This window comes from Streptomyces sp. NPDC001513, assembly GCF_042894695.1.
In the GTDB taxonomy this organism is placed as follows: domain Bacteria; phylum Actinomycetota; class Actinomycetes; order Streptomycetales; family Streptomycetaceae; genus Streptomyces.
This window is the reverse complement of sequence record NZ_JBIAVU010000006.1, coordinates 16889-29798: the sequence shown is the minus strand read 5'-3', so window position 1 is coordinate 29798 and position 12910 is coordinate 16889. Positions and strand designations below refer to the sequence as shown.

Sequence of the window (12910 nt, the reverse complement as noted above, 5' to 3'; positions counted from 1 at the left end):
CATGTACCCGACAGAGCTGACGGAAGCCCGCCTCGATGGTGCGGGCAACATACTCGTCGCGCCTTCGACGTTGCATGACAACGACCTGACCAGGGACTTCTTCGGGTCCGTGATCACCCCGGAGGACCTCGCTTCCGGTGCGCCCGACCTCGCGCAGAAGACCGTCTACCTGTGCGGTGACGTCTCCGGGATCAGCAGCGGCCAGCTGAACGCGGCGGACAGGGTGTTCGTCGTACGGGAGCTGTCGCGCGGGTACCGCGAGGACGTCGTCGACGCGCCCTGGACCCTCGTCGACGTCGGACGGGTTCCCCTCCGGGTGTATGGCGTCGGCGTGTACTACCGCCGGTTCTTCGACCTCGACGCCGACCACTTCGGGCGGATCCGCGCGGAGCACGCCTTCCAGTCCCTGACGGAGTCCACCAAGCCCGGTACGGCTCATCGCAGCGGAATCTATCTGACGCCCGTCGAGCAAGACGGCGAGGACCTGCATTTCCGCCTGCTCCGGTGCTCCACGAATCTCTCGGGGCCGACCGAGGGATTCCGCGCGACCGACACCCACATCGTCGAGGCGCTGAATCGCGAGGCCGCCACCGTCTTCCGGGGCCAGGCGCCGCTGAATCATGTCCTCGCGCAGATCTACCACAACACCCTCGCCACGGCGGAGCGCAAGCAGTCCAAGGCCAGGATTTCGGCCCATGCCGACAAGACCAAGGACATGCCCGTCAATGGCGTCATGGCCTTCTGCACCTTCTACGACGGGCTCGAAAAGCTGCGGCCCCTGGCCGAAGACCCCTTCGACTACGGCGTGAAGCGTGCCAGCGGGCTGACCAGGCTCCGCTTTCGCCTCAAGGAGCCGAGCGAGGGACGCGACGCGGAGGCGCTCCCCGCGCAGTTCGCCCTGACGCTCTATCCGGGCTCCGTGTTCTTCATGCCGCTGTCCACCAACCGTCTGTACACGCACGAGATCGTGCCCTCGACGCTGGGCGCCGAGGCCCTCCCGACCCGTCTGGGGTACGTGGTGCGGTGTTCGAGCGCCGAAGCCGTTCACAGGAACGGGCAGACGTTCCTCAAGGCGGCCGGGGATCTGGTCAGGCTGGGGCCGCCCACACCCGAGGGCATGGACGAGCTGCGCAGGCTGTACGCCGAGGAGAACAGGACCTCGTCTTTCATCGACTACGGCGACGCGTTCCTCTTCAGCATGAACACCGGAGACTATGTTGCTCCCCGCGCCTAGGGTCTCCGACGCGTTCGTCTCGTACGCGTTGCCGGCCGCGCCGGATCTCTTTGCGGAGCTGTCCGCGTCGGCTCGTCTGGAGGCCGCGGGAAAGGGCCGGCAGGGTGCCGTGCTCACCAGGGTCGACGAGGCGGAGGTCGGGGTCCCTCTCGTCCGCACCACCACTCAATACGGCAGCCCGGCGCAGCGTTTCCGCGCGGTGCACGAACGGCTGGCGCAGCAGATCCAAGAACACCTGGCGATCCCGGTCGGCTTCAACAACGCTCTCATCGAGAGCTACACGAACGCGTACCGAACCATGGGGAGCCATTCCGATCAGGCCCTGGATCTGGCGGACGAGTCGTTCATCGCCGTCTTCTCCTGCTACCGGCATCCCGAAGCGGGCCCGCCACGGAAGCTGGTGGTCGAATCAAAGGGGGCCGGTGTCGACCCGTTCGAGATCCCTCTCGACCACAACAGCTTCGTCGTGTTCTCGGTCGCATCGAACCGGCGGTTCAAGCACAAGATCGTGCTGGACGCGCCCGTCCCGACGGTGGACAACCACTGGCTGGGCGTGACGTTTCGGACGTCGAAGACCCTCGTCCGGTTTCGCGACGGACACGCGTACCTCCCGCAGGGCGCACGCCTCACCTCGGCCGACGAGGAGCAGAGGCGCGCGTTCTACCGGCTACGGCGCCGTGAGAACGATGAGACGGACTTCGTCTATCCCCCGCTGACGTACACCGTCAGCGAGAGCGATCTGCTGCCGCCCGTCTGACCTCAGGGGCGGCTCGCCACCAGCGCCGCCAGGCCGTCCAGGATGCGGTCCAGGCCGAAGCGGAACTGGAAGTCCGGCTCGCCGGAGCCGGTGAACGCGTCCGAGTCCAGCAGTCGCGTGACCGCCGGGTGGCTGTCCGGTCCGGTCATGAGCCGCAGTGTGCGGACGTACTGGCCGAGCGCCTGGTCCGGGGCGACCCCGGACTTCACGATGGCGTCGATCATGTCGGCGGTCATGGTGGCCTCGTTCCGTACCAGACCCCCGATCAGGATGATCGTCGAGAGCTTCTCGCTCTCCGCCAGAGCCGTGCCTGCCATGGCGCCGAGGCCCCGGTCCATCCAGGCCAGCTGGTTCGGGGAGACGGGCGCGGCGGTGATCGGGATGCGCAGGATCCAGGAGTTGGCCATCAGGACGGCCCGCTGCGCGTACGCCCAGTCCGTGAGCAGTTCGCGCCAGCCCCATTCCTGCGCCTCGGGCGGCAGCGGCGGCGGGGTGCCGACGCCCGCGTCCGCCATGAGGACGTAGAGCTCCTCCTTGGCGGCGACGTACCGGTAGAGGGACATCGTCGAGACGCCCAGCTCCTTGGCGACGCGGCCCATGGAGACGGCGTCCACCCCCTCGGCGGCAGCCAGCGCCACCGCCGCGTCCACGATCTTCGGCAGCGTGAGCGTGGGGCGCGGCCCCTTGCCGGGGCGTTCGCGCAAGCCCCAGGCCATTTCCAGGCTCGCAGGGAGCCCTGTCCCGTTGTCCTCGTCCGCCATGACCGCCCGCTCCTCGATTGACCCCCATCCTAGTTCTGTGTATTACTTACACAGAAGAGCGTAAGGCATACGCAGAAGCGCTCCAGAAGCAGAAGCTGGGAAGGGAGCCCATCCCCCATGACCACGCACGCCTCCGGTGACCTCGGCATCCACGCCACCGGCCTGTCCAAGTCCTACGGCGACCTCCGCGTCCTCGACGGCATCGACCTCGCCGTCCCGCGCGGCAGCGTCCTCGCCCTCCTCGGACCCAACGGCGCCGGCAAGACCACCACCGTCCGGATCCTCGCCACCCTCACCGCCGCCGACGCCGGAACCGCCCGTGTCGCCGGGCACGACACCGTCACCGCACGAGCCCGCGTCCGTGAACTGATCTCCCTCACCGGCCAGTTCGCCGCCCTCGACGAGCTCCTGACCGGCACCGAGACCCTGCGCATGATGGGCCGGCTCGCCGGGCTCTCCCCGCGCGCCGCCCGCACCCGCGCCGAGGAACTCCTCGCCCGCTTCGGCCTCACCGAGGCCGCCGGCCGCACCGCGAAGACGTACTCGGGCGGCATGCGACGGCGCCTCGACCTGGCCGCGAGCCTCGTCTCCCGCCCCGAGGTGGTCTTCCTGGACGAGCCGACCAACGGCCTCGACCCGCGCAGCCGCCAGGACCTGTGGGACCTCGTACGGGAACTGCGCGGCGACGGCACCACCGTCCTGCTGACCACTCAGTACCTGGAGGAGGCCGACCGGCTCGCCGACCGCGTCGCCGTCCTCTCCGGCGGCCGCATCGCCGCCGAGGGCACCCCGGCCGAGCTGAAGTCACGCGTCGCCGGGCACCGCCTGGACCTGACCCTCGCCACCGGCGCCGCCTACGAGGCCCTCGCCCCGCGCGCCGTCCACCTCGACCCCGACGCGCTCACCCTCGGCCTGCCCACCGACGGCACCGCCGCCCACGTCCGTGCCCTGCTCGACGAACTCGACCCGGACCGCACCGCCGTGGACCGCTTCACCGTCCGCAGCGCCACCCTCGACGACGTGTTCCTCACCCTGACGGGAGCCGACCGATGACCGCCCTGCCCGTGAGCGCCCTCGCCCTGGCCGGCCGCAGCCTGCGCATCAGCAGCCGTCGGCCCGACGCCCTGATCGGCGCCCTGATGCTGCCCGTCATGCTGATGCTGATCTTCGTCTACTTCTTCGGCGGGGCCATCGACACCGGGACGGAGTACGTGACGTACGTGGTCCCCGGCGCCATGCTGCTCTGCGCGGGCTTCGGCGCGGCCTCCACCGCCGTCAGCGTCGCCGAGGACATGACGAACGGCGTCATCGACCGCTTCCGCTCCCTCGACATCGGCGCCATCCCGATCCTCGCCGGACACGTCACGGCCTCGGTCCTGCGCAACCTGATCTCCACCACCCTGGTCCTCGCCGTGGCCCTCGCGATCGGCTTCCGGCCCCAGGCGGGCCCGGCCGCCTTCCTCGCCGCGGCCGGCCTGCTGCTGACGTACATCACGGCGATCTCGTGGCTGGCCGCCGCACTCGGCCTGCTCGCCAAGTCCCCGGAGGCGGCGGGCGGCTTCACCTTCCTGATGATGTTCCTGCCCTACCCGTCCAGCGCCTTCGTCCCCATCGACACCATGCCGAGCTGGCTGCACGGCTTCGCCGACCACCAGCCGCTGACCCCCGTCATCGAATCCCTGCGCGCCCTGCTCCTGGCGCAGCCCGCCGGGGACGCGCCCTGGGTGGCCCTGACCTGGTGCGCGGGCATCACGGCGGTGGCCGTGGCCCTGTCGACGGTCCTGTTCCGCAGCAGGACGCGCTGAGGGGCTCCTCACCGGGAGGAGCCCCTCGGCACGCCGACGGCGCGTACCCGCTCAGCGATTGAGCGGGTAGGAATGCCGGCCCGTCGCCTCGTCGATCTCGGCGTGGGCCTTCTGCAGCATCTGCGACGCGAGATCCATGAGCGCGCGAGCACCCGCGATCTCTTCCCCGACCCTCAGCTGCTCCGGGTCGGAGGGGTGACGCAGGGCGTAGCCCCGCGCCTTGATCTCGGAGCCGTCCCCGAGTCTGACCAGGGCCGCCGCACTGGTGCGGTGGCCCTCCTCGGTGAATTCGAGCTCCACATGCCACCCGACGAGCGTGGCCATGGTGCATCACCTCCAGGGGGTCACCCTTCCCTCCAGGGTGCGCCCGCGGGAGGGGCGGCGCGAGCCGGAGCCGGGGGGCTCCCGGCCGTCAGCCGGCGGTCAGGCCTCGGTCAGGGTCGCCGCCACCGTCCGGAACCACGCCCCGTACGAGAACGGCTCGGGCGGGTTGACCTCCATGCCGAGCTCGGCGGCGGCCAGGGCGTAGTCGCCCTCGTCCAGCGGGAGCGCGATCAGCTCGTGGAGCTCACCGACGAGGCGGGCGACGATCTGCGGGTCGGTGGTGGCGGCGTAGTCCGCGACCGCCGCCTCGTGGTCGGGGAACTCGTCGACGATGTCCTGCGAGAACCAGCCGCCCAGCAGCTGCGCCGTCTCCGGGAACCGTGCGTGCCACTCCCAGTGGGTCTGCGGGTTCGCCGGCGGCGGCACCTCGCCGTCCTCGATGCTCTGCTTGAGGTGGTCGGCGAGCACGAACAGCCAGTTGCCGATCGCGGACTGCGGGATCCCGACGTCGGGGACGGCGTAGAACTCGCCGAGGTCGATCCGCAGGCGCCCCGGAGGATTGCGGCCGTACTCGCGCAGCTGGCGCTCCGCCTCCGCGATGGCCCAGGGGCGGGTGTGCCAGGTGTGGCGCAGGTAGGCGTCCAGCGCGCGGCTGCGCTGCTCCGCCGTGTCGTCGGCGGACTGGCCGAGGTAGGCGCGCAGCACCTGGTCGAGCTCGCCGTAGCGCCGGTCGTGTTCGAGGGGCTTCATGGACACGGTCGGCTGCCTCTACGGGTAGAACGGGACGGTCGTCAGGACGACGAATCCGTACGGGCTGGCGGGCTCGCGGCGCAGGACGACGCGGGCGGCGCGGACGTCGACGGGGCCCTGGCCGGCGAGCAGCATGGCCTCCAGCTGCACCCGGCCGACGGGCTCCTCCCGGGACGGCCAGGCGGCCTCAAGGGTGAGGCGGGCCCGCGTCCCCTGGGCGAGCCAGCGGTGGATGACCTGCTCGTTGGCGGTCACCACCTGCTGGGTGGCCCACTGGGCGGTCTCCCGGTCGGGGTAGGTGGCGGATCGGGTCAGCATCGGATCATTGTCTCAATTCGCGTTGAACGACCAGAAGACGCCGACCTCGTCCGCCGACACCGCGATCAGGCCGAGGTCCATCATGTAGTCGGTGAAGGGGTGGCCGCCTTCGAGGTCCCGCGCCAGGAAATCGGGCGCGTCGGAGCCGCGGGCGAGGTCGGAGGAGGTCCAGAACGCCGCATCGGGGCCGAACCGGTCCAGCACGGTCCGGGCGTCCGCGAGCACGGCGTCCCTGTCCTCCCGGGACCGGACCGGGAAGCCCTCGAAGAACCACTCCTGCGCCAGCGAGGCGAGCAGCCCGACGGCGGCGCCGGCCGTGACCGGCCGCAGCCCGGCCCGCAGGTCCTCGGCGGTCATCGCACGGAAGGGGTAGGAGGGGAACCCGGCCTCCCATCCCTCCTTGAACGTCTCCGAATCCTGGGCGGACCAGCCCCGCGGGTCGGCGACCGACCGCTCCATGACGGCGCGGACGTCCTCGGCCCAGTCCTCGTGCAGCCGGGGACCGCTCCTGGCGAAGGTGAAGACGTCCTCCAGGAGCCGCAGCAGCGCGGCTTCCCAGGTGGCGGCATCGACGGATCGGCTCGGCATGGAGTCCCTTCTCTCCGGGCTCAGCAATCGAATGTCCAGAACAGCCCGACCTCGGTGTCGGAGACGATGACCAGGCCGGCGTCCTCCAGGTAGTAGGTCATCGGGGTGTAGCCCCAGTGGGACGCTCCAAAGTCCAGCGTGTCGTCCTTGCGCGCGCCGACGGTGACGTTGGTGTAGCAGGTGAACGTGTCCCCGTAGCGGGCGAGGATGGTGCGGGCCATGTTCTGCAGCTCGTCGAAGCTCTCGGTGAACCTTTCGAGGTTCCGCAGGGTGCAGCCGCCGTCGGTGAGCGCGAGGAGGAGGTTCTCGGCACTCGCACGGTCGATCTCGTGCATCCGTTCCCCGATGTCGGCCGGGGTGAGCGGGCGGGCCGGTTCGTCCCTGAAGGACGGGCGGTAGAACGGGACGGCGGGGTGTTCCGTGGTGCGCTCGTTCGCGGTGTCGTCGAGCCCGGCCCAGCCGCGCGGGTCGGGGACGGCGCGTTCCATGACGGCGAGCACATCGGTCCGCCAGTCCTCGTGCCTGCGCGGACCGGTGGCGCTGAACGTGAACGCGTCCTCGTAGAGGTGCCGTACCGCCGCTTCCCAGGACGTCTGGTCAGTGGACATTTCCGAAGGGCCTTTCTCAGTCGCTGGGCATGGATGTCATGACGGTGAAGGGAGGATTGCGGTTGCTGTCGTACTTGATCCTCGTGTCGATGCCCTTCACATCATGCGCCTTGGCCCTGATGCCGCCGTTCTGCCATCCGGACAGCGGCTCTTGGAGGTCCGCCGGCGCTCTGCTCACGCTGCGCCCGCTGACCCCGCCGTTGGGCGCCGTCCCCTTGAAGTCCTTCACGGCACCTTCGTCCGGCGGCGGTGGGCCCTTGATCCAGGCGTCGATCGCCGCGGCGTTCTCGTTGAGGTTGTGCTGGGTGAGTTCCTGCGCCCGCTGGTAGTCCGGGAAGGCCGAGGAAGCCTTCGTCTTCGGCTTGCCGAACGGCCAGGTCTGGGTCGAGTTGCCCTGCACCTGGTCGCGCAGACGCTGCATCAACTGCTGGTCCGTCTTGCCGACGTGCTTGTCCAGTGTGTGGCCGTCGTTCATGTACTCGTTGGCCGCAAGGTCCAGCACGTACTTGCCGGTGACTGAGTCGATCTTCAGCCAGGTCTGCGAGGTGTCCTTGAAGTCCTCCAGCGACCGGGCGCCGAAGCCGTGGGCGCGGGCGACGCCGGCCTCGAACTTCGGGGCGCTCAGGTGCGCTTCGTCCAGGACGGCCTCAAGCGCGTTCATGCGCGTGGTGAGGCCGTCCACGATGCCGGTGTACTTGTCCACGATCCGGTTGAGCTTGGCCTTGTCCAGCTTCAGGACCGTGTTGACATCGAACTTCAGCAGGAGTCCGGCGGCCCCGCCGACCCCACTGGCCACACTGGTGACCGCGCCGACGATGCTCTTGACGCTGGGCTTGTCCTTGGCCTTCTCCAAGTCCTCGATGATGCTCATGGCGGCCTTCTTCATGGCCCGCTTGAGCTCTTCGAAGACATCGTGGTTCAGCTCGACGGCGGCTTCCGCATACTCGCGCAGACAGTCGCTGATCTTGATCGCCACGTCGTTGAGCACGGTCATCACCGGCTCGCTGCCCGTGGCCACCGTCGCTCCGTACGGACCCGTGGTGTGCGCCCACTGGAGGCCGTGCCGGGTCTGGCCCCAATCCGTACCGCCCCACAGCGCACTGCAGAACGTGCGCATGGCGGCCTCCCAGTCCGCTTTCTGGTGGTTGGTGATGGTGCCGATGATCATCGTCAGCTCGGCGGCCGTGTTGCTCGGGACGACCGAGGCGTTCATCCAGCTGTGGCAGTGCGAGTTGAGGTAGTGCTGCTCCGGGAAGGGATGGACGTCCGCCACCTTGCCGACACGGAAGACGTGCTTCGCGACGGGCTGCAGGACGTCCCGGATGATCTCCGGTATGCCCTCCATCGCGCCGCGGATCAGGTCGTCGCCGCCGTCGTCGTCACCCCACTTGATGTCGGGGACGCTGCCGAACTTGGGATCCTTGTCGATGACCGTGGGGAGCGGGCGCTGCTCCGGGGCCTGTCCGGGCTTGGGGTGGGCCGCCGCATCGGCCTTGGTGTAGGCGTTGGCGGTCTCCGTGAAGCCGACCGCGACACCCCCGATGCTCACCACGCTCTTGCCCAACACTTCCAGCCAGCGGTTGCCTATCTTCTTGTAGGCCACCGCGAACTTCTCGGCCTCGGTGCCCGCCCCACCGGCGTCCGGGTGCTTCTGCAACTCCCGCACAAGCGTGTTCCCACCGCGCATCATGGGATCCTGCTGACCGGCGACCCGTCCGGAGACGGTCCACAGGCTCGACGGCTTGACGTCGATGGTGCCGCCTCCGGCGGGCGGCTGCGCCGGGCCGGGGCTCGACGGGGGGCCCGGGGTGGGTCCGGCCATCAGGCGCCGCCTCCCCAGCCCTGCAGCACGGACTTGTTCGCCGCGGCGTAATTGAGATGCCCCTTGACCACGACCTCGTGCAGCCAGGCCTGCGCGGCCTTGAGGTCCTGGGCCGAGCGGTCCCATTTGTCCAGCTCGTCGATGAAGGCCTGCCGGGCCTCGCCGTCCCAGCTCAGAACGGCCTTCTTGGAGCGCTCGTACAGCAGCTCCAGCTTCTCGTTGAGGTCCTTGAGGATCTCCTCCAGATCCCCCGACAGGCGCTGCAGGGTGGCGAAATCGACAGTGATCCGGTCGTCGTCCGACATGGCGGTGCTGTTCCTCGCTGCTCTCAGATGTCCTGCAGACGGCTGTGCGGGGCGGCGGCCGGCTGGTCCGGCACGGTCAGCTCCGCGGCGGAAGCGGACACGTCCTCCTGGCTCTGGACGCGTCTGAACGCGGCCAGGACCTCAAGCTCCTGGGCCGTGAAGCCGTCACGGGAGGCTCTGGTGGCCGCTTCGAGGAGGGAGAGCACCTGCCGGATCCGCACGGCGTCCTCGGCGGCCCCCCGGTGCAGGGCGCGGTAGGCCGTGGCCGTGGGCCCCTGCCAGCCCGCCGCGATGCTGTCGACCACCCGGTCCATGTTCCGGATCTGGCGCTCCAGATGACCCTGCATCGCATCGAGGTCGTCCGCGAGCTTGGTGAGGCCGTCCTCCGAGACGCTCAGATCGCCGTCCGTCATGTCCACCCCGTCTTCCGTCCATACGTACGTGCATACGTACGTACGCCTAAGAGTTTCGCAGGTGGGACACCGGGGTCACCTGAGTATGCGCACTCATGTTCCAGTTCTTCGCAGGGAGTTCACTGGATCCATGACCCCGGACACCGCCCGCCACCCCCGTGCGTTCGTCGCGCCGCTCGTCTCCACCCTGCTCACGCTGCCGCTCGCGGCCGTCGCGTTCTTCTTCGTCGGGCTGTCCCCGATGGCCTGCGACTCCTGCGGTGAAGCGGCGAGCGACCGGTTCGACGCCTCGTACGGCACCGCCTTCGGCACCTTCGGCTTCGGACTGCTGGTGGTCCTGGCCGTGTTGGTCGCCGCGTGGGCGCTGCCCTGGCAGCGGCGGCACGCCGCCGCCAGGGTGTGGCTGGCCGTCGTCGCCCCGGCGGCCGTCGTCTTCGACTTCATCGTCTTCAACGGCCTCGTCGACTGGCCGTAGAACGGATCAGGCGTTGCGCAGCCAGCCGGCGACCTCGGTCGCCCAGTAGGTCAGGATCGTGTCGGCGCCCGCCCGCTTGATGCCCAGCAGGGTCTCCAGGATCGCCCGGTCCCGCTCGATCCAGCCCTTCTCCGCGGCCGCCTCGATCATCGCGAACTCGCCGCTGATCTGGTACGCCGCCACCGGGACGTCCACCGCCTGCGCGACCCGGTACAGGATGTCGAGGTAGGGGCCGGCCGGCTTGACCATGACCATGTCCGCGCCCTCCTCCAGGTCGAGGGCCAGCTCCCGCAGGGACTCCCGGGCGTTGGCCGGGTCCTGCTGGTACGTCTTGCGGTCGCCCTGGAGCGAGGAGGCGACGGCCTCCCGGAAGGGACCGTAGAAGGCGGAGGAGTACTTCGCCGTGTACGCCAGGATCGACACGTCCTCGTGCCCGGTCTCGTCCAGCGCGTCACGGATGACACCGACCTGACCGTCCATCATCCCGCTCGGGCCCACCACGTGCACGCCCGCGTCGGCCTGGACCTGCGCCATCTCGGCGTACCGCTCCAGCGTCGCGTCGTTGTCCACCCGCCCGTGCTCGTCCAGCACGCCGCAGTGCCCGTGGTCGGTGTACTCGTCCAGGCACAGGTCCGACATGATCACCAGGTCGTCCCCGACCTCGGCCTTCACATCGCGGATCGCGACCTGCAGGATCCCGTCCGGCTCGGTGCCCGCCGTGCCCCGCGCGTCCTTGTTCTCGTCGGCCGGGACACCGAACAGCATGATCCCCGCGACCCCCGCCCCGACCGCCTCCACGGCGGCCTTCCGCAGCGTGTCCCGCGTGTGCTGGACGACGCCGGGCATCGCCGAGATCGCCAGGGGCTCGCTGATGCCCTCCCGTACGAACGCGGGGAGGATCAGGTCCGAGGGGTGCAGCCGGTTCTCCGCGACCATCCGCCGCATCGCCGGGGTGGTGCGCAGCCGGCGGGGCCGCGAGCCGGGGAAGGATCCGTACGTGCTCATGTTCCAGTCGCCTCTTCGAGCATCGACAGCAGTCCGGACAAGGGTAGGCCCGGCTCCCCCGTGCCCGGACTCCGCCCGTCGTCCGGGCCCGGCGGCTGCGGTCAGAACTTCGGGTCCGGGGTCTGGGCGGCGCACAGTTCGGCGGCCTCCTCCTCGGTCTCCACCGACGGCGGGGACCCGTCGAGCGGCTTCTGCGCGGTCTCCTTCATGCACGCCACCGCGATGATGCCGACCAGGGCCGCCCCCATCGCGTAGAACGCGGGCATCAGGTTCGAGCCGGTCCAGCCGATCAGGGCGGTGATCACCAGCGGCGTCGTCCCGCCGAAGAGGGACGCCGACAGGTTGTAGCCGACCGACAGGGAGCCGTAGCGGACCTGGGTCGGGAAGAGGGCCGGCAGCGCGGCGGACATGGTGCCGAGCATGCAGACCAGCGAGAGGCCCAGCATCAGCATGCCGGCGGTGACCGCGGGCACGCCGCCCTGGCGGATCAGCAGGAACGCCGGAAGGGAGAGCAGGAGGAAGCCCGTCATGCCGGCCATCAGCAGCGGCTTGCGGCCGTAGCGGTCGGAGAGGGTGCCGACCCGGCTGATGACGAGCATCAGGCAGACCATCACGCCGAGCAGGATCAGCAGGCCGTGCGTCTCGCTGTAGCCCAGCTCGTCCGAGAGGTAGGTCGGCATGTACGACAGCAGCATGTAGTCGGTGATGTTGTACGCGCCGACCAGGCAGACGCACAGGATCAGCGTCGGCCAGTACTCGCGGAAGATCTTCGCCAGGTCGCCCTTGGTGGTCGTCTCCACCGCGTCGGCGGCCTCGGTGGCCCGCGCGCCCGTGCCCCCGTCCAGCCTCTGGAAGGCCGGGGTCTCGTCCAGGCGCATCCGCAGGTAGAGGCCGACCAGTCCGAGCGGCCCCGCGACGAGGAACGGCACGCGCCAGCCCCAGGAGTCCATCGCCGCGTCGTCGAGCAGCGCGTACAGGGCGGTCACCAGACCGGCCGCTCCGACGTAGCCGGCCAGGGTGCCGAATTCCAGGAAGCTGCCGAAGAAGCCGCGGCGCTTGTCGGGCGCGTACTCGGCGATGAAGGTGGAGGCGCCGCCGTACTCCCCGCCCGTCGAGAAGCCCTGGAGCATCCGGAAGAGGATCAGCAGGGCGGGCGCCCACAGCCCGATCGCCTCGTGCGAGGGGATCAGGCCGATGGCGAAGGTGCCCACCGCCATCATGATCATGGTGAGGGCCAGGACCTTCTTGCGCCCGATGCGGTCGCCCATCGGGCCGAAGAACATCCCGCCCAGCGGCCGCACCAGGAAGGCCACGGCGAACGTCGCGAAGGAGGACAACAGCTGCGTGGTGTCGCTCCCCGACGGGAAGAAGACCCGCCCCAGGGTGACGGCCAGGTAGGAGTAGATGCCGAAGTCGAACCACTCCATGGCGTTGCCGAGCGAGGCCGCCTTCACGGCGCGCTTGACGGCCAGGTCGTCCGTGACGGTGATGTCGGTCCGGCGGAGTCTGGGGTTCAGCCGCTGACGGACGGCTCGGAAGAGTACGGGATGGCGCTTCACCGCTTCCGGATCGGCCACCTGCGGGGGTCGGGGGGCCGCCATGGCCGGTCCTTTCCTCGGTGGGTGTTCCAGCCCTCCCGTCTGCGCGGTCACGGCGCTCCCAAACGGGCCGAAGGGACCGGTGCGACGTGGATCACACGGCGAAGGGCCCGGGTGCGCACCGCACCCGGGCCCTGATCACTTCCC

The 12910-nt window shown here is 69.8% G+C and carries 16 protein-coding genes; 5 read left to right on the top strand and 11 right to left on the bottom strand.

Annotated elements, in window-relative coordinates:
• Position 1: 1 nt before the first annotated feature.
• Positions 2-1234, top strand: a complete 1233-nt coding sequence (locus ACFYZ4_RS14660) for a hypothetical protein (protein WP_390784032.1) — start codon at positions 2-4, stop codon at positions 1232-1234.
• Positions 1215-1991, top strand: a complete 777-nt coding sequence (locus ACFYZ4_RS14655) for an alpha-ketoglutarate-dependent dioxygenase AlkB (RefSeq protein ID WP_351297489.1) — start codon at positions 1215-1217, stop codon at positions 1989-1991. The genes ACFYZ4_RS14660 and ACFYZ4_RS14655 overlap by 20 nt, the downstream gene beginning before the upstream one ends.
• Positions 1992-1993: 2 nt before the next feature.
• Here the strand turns inward: ACFYZ4_RS14655 and ACFYZ4_RS14650 are convergent, their stop codons facing one another.
• On the bottom strand, positions 1994-2752 hold the full coding sequence (locus tag ACFYZ4_RS14650; RefSeq protein ID WP_390784031.1) for a TetR/AcrR family transcriptional regulator: 759 nt from the start codon (positions 2750-2752) through the stop codon (positions 1994-1996).
• A 117-nt stretch (positions 2753-2869) separates the two neighbouring features.
• Between ACFYZ4_RS14650 and ACFYZ4_RS14645 the strand changes: the two genes are divergently transcribed.
• Positions 2870-3805 (top strand): ATP-binding cassette domain-containing protein, encoded by a 936-nt coding sequence (locus ACFYZ4_RS14645; RefSeq protein ID WP_390784030.1) that lies wholly within the window; start codon positions 2870-2872, stop codon positions 3803-3805.
• Positions 3802-4557 carry an ABC transporter permease gene (locus ACFYZ4_RS14640; RefSeq protein ID WP_351297480.1) on the top strand — a complete coding sequence of 252 codons (756 nt, stop codon included), beginning with the start codon at positions 3802-3804 and terminating at the stop codon, positions 4555-4557. The genes ACFYZ4_RS14645 and ACFYZ4_RS14640 overlap by 4 nt, the downstream gene beginning before the upstream one ends.
• A gap of 51 nt (positions 4558-4608) precedes the next feature.
• Here the strand turns inward: ACFYZ4_RS14640 and ACFYZ4_RS14635 are convergent, their stop codons facing one another.
• The 8 genes from ACFYZ4_RS14635 to ACFYZ4_RS14600 form a co-directional block, all read right to left on the bottom strand.
• Entirely contained in the window at positions 4609-4881 is a 273-nt protein-coding gene (locus ACFYZ4_RS14635) for a DUF1876 domain-containing protein (protein ID WP_109778371.1), read from the bottom strand.
• A 99-nt stretch (positions 4882-4980) separates the two neighbouring features.
• Entirely contained in the window at positions 4981-5637 is a 657-nt protein-coding gene (locus tag ACFYZ4_RS14630) for a contact-dependent growth inhibition system immunity protein (protein ID WP_351297477.1), read from the bottom strand.
• 12 nt (positions 5638-5649) lie between these two features.
• Positions 5650-5949, bottom strand: a complete 300-nt coding sequence (locus tag ACFYZ4_RS14625) for an RNase A-like domain-containing protein (protein WP_266483190.1) — start codon at positions 5947-5949, stop codon at positions 5650-5652.
• Between the two features lie 12 nt (positions 5950-5961).
• Positions 5962-6537: a hypothetical protein gene (locus tag ACFYZ4_RS14620; RefSeq protein WP_390784029.1), complete on the bottom strand. Its 576-nt coding sequence runs from the start codon at positions 6535-6537 to the stop codon at positions 5962-5964.
• Positions 6538-6557: 20 nt separating this feature from the next.
• Complete coding sequence (locus tag ACFYZ4_RS14615; protein WP_351297470.1) at positions 6558-7145, bottom strand: hypothetical protein; 588 nt, start codon at positions 7143-7145, stop codon at positions 6558-6560.
• A 16-nt stretch (positions 7146-7161) separates the two neighbouring features.
• Positions 7162-8967 (bottom strand): RNase A-like domain-containing protein, encoded by a 1806-nt coding sequence (locus ACFYZ4_RS14610; RefSeq protein ID WP_351297467.1) that lies wholly within the window; start codon positions 8965-8967, stop codon positions 7162-7164.
• A complete protein-coding gene (locus ACFYZ4_RS14605) occupies positions 8967-9272 on the bottom strand; it encodes a WXG100 family type VII secretion target (protein WP_351297464.1) in 306 nt (101 codons plus the stop codon). The genes ACFYZ4_RS14610 and ACFYZ4_RS14605 overlap by 1 nt, the downstream gene beginning before the upstream one ends.
• 23 nt (positions 9273-9295) lie before the next feature.
• A complete protein-coding gene (locus ACFYZ4_RS14600; protein WP_351297461.1) occupies positions 9296-9685 on the bottom strand; it encodes a WXG100 family type VII secretion target in 390 nt (129 codons plus the stop codon).
• A gap of 130 nt (positions 9686-9815) precedes the next feature.
• Here ACFYZ4_RS14600 and ACFYZ4_RS14595 point away from each other — a divergent pair, with 130 nt between their 5' ends.
• Positions 9816-10160, top strand: a complete 345-nt coding sequence (locus ACFYZ4_RS14595) for a hypothetical protein (protein WP_351297458.1) — start codon at positions 9816-9818, stop codon at positions 10158-10160.
• Positions 10161-10166: 6 nt separating this feature from the next.
• Here the strand turns inward: ACFYZ4_RS14595 and hemB are convergent, their stop codons facing one another.
• Both hemB and proP read right to left on the bottom strand, forming a co-directional pair.
• On the bottom strand, positions 10167-11165 hold the full coding sequence (gene hemB / locus ACFYZ4_RS14590) for a porphobilinogen synthase (RefSeq protein WP_351297455.1): 999 nt from the start codon (positions 11163-11165) through the stop codon (positions 10167-10169).
• 101 nt (positions 11166-11266) lie between these two features.
• Positions 11267-12766: a glycine betaine/L-proline transporter ProP gene (gene proP / locus ACFYZ4_RS14585; RefSeq protein ID WP_390784028.1), complete on the bottom strand. Its 1500-nt coding sequence runs from the start codon at positions 12764-12766 to the stop codon at positions 11267-11269.
• Between the last annotated feature and the right edge of the window lie 144 nt (positions 12767-12910).

Coding starts and splice junctions, on each gene's coding strand:
- ACFYZ4_RS14660 (WP_390784032.1), top strand. CDS start 2: ATGTACCCGACAGAGCTGACGGAAGCCCGCCTCGATGGTGCGGGCAAC.
- ACFYZ4_RS14655 (WP_351297489.1), top strand. CDS start 1,215: ATGTTGCTCCCCGCGCCTAGGGTCTCCGACGCGTTCGTCTCGTACGCG.
- ACFYZ4_RS14650 (WP_390784031.1), bottom strand. CDS start 2,752: ATGGCGGACGAGGACAACGGGACAGGGCTCCCTGCGAGCCTGGAAATG.
- ACFYZ4_RS14645 (WP_390784030.1), top strand. CDS start 2,870: ATGACCACGCACGCCTCCGGTGACCTCGGCATCCACGCCACCGGCCTG.
- ACFYZ4_RS14640 (WP_351297480.1), top strand. CDS start 3,802: ATGACCGCCCTGCCCGTGAGCGCCCTCGCCCTGGCCGGCCGCAGCCTG.
- ACFYZ4_RS14635 (WP_109778371.1), bottom strand. CDS start 4,881: ATGGCCACGCTCGTCGGGTGGCATGTGGAGCTCGAATTCACCGAGGAG.
- ACFYZ4_RS14625 (WP_266483190.1), bottom strand. CDS start 5,949: ATGCTGACCCGATCCGCCACCTACCCCGACCGGGAGACCGCCCAGTGG.
- ACFYZ4_RS14620 (WP_390784029.1), bottom strand. CDS start 6,537: ATGCCGAGCCGATCCGTCGATGCCGCCACCTGGGAAGCCGCGCTGCTG.
- ACFYZ4_RS14615 (WP_351297470.1), bottom strand. CDS start 7,145: ATGTCCACTGACCAGACGTCCTGGGAAGCGGCGGTACGGCACCTCTAC.
- ACFYZ4_RS14610 (WP_351297467.1), bottom strand. CDS start 8,967: ATGGCCGGACCCACCCCGGGCCCCCCGTCGAGCCCCGGCCCGGCGCAG.
- ACFYZ4_RS14605 (WP_351297464.1), bottom strand. CDS start 9,272: ATGTCGGACGACGACCGGATCACTGTCGATTTCGCCACCCTGCAGCGC.
- ACFYZ4_RS14600 (WP_351297461.1), bottom strand. CDS start 9,685: ATGACGGACGGCGATCTGAGCGTCTCGGAGGACGGCCTCACCAAGCTC.
- ACFYZ4_RS14595 (WP_351297458.1), top strand. CDS start 9,816: ATGACCCCGGACACCGCCCGCCACCCCCGTGCGTTCGTCGCGCCGCTC.
- hemB (WP_351297455.1), bottom strand. CDS start 11,165: ATGAGCACGTACGGATCCTTCCCCGGCTCGCGGCCCCGCCGGCTGCGC.
- proP (WP_390784028.1), bottom strand. CDS start 12,766: ATGGCGGCCCCCCGACCCCCGCAGGTGGCCGATCCGGAAGCGGTGAAG.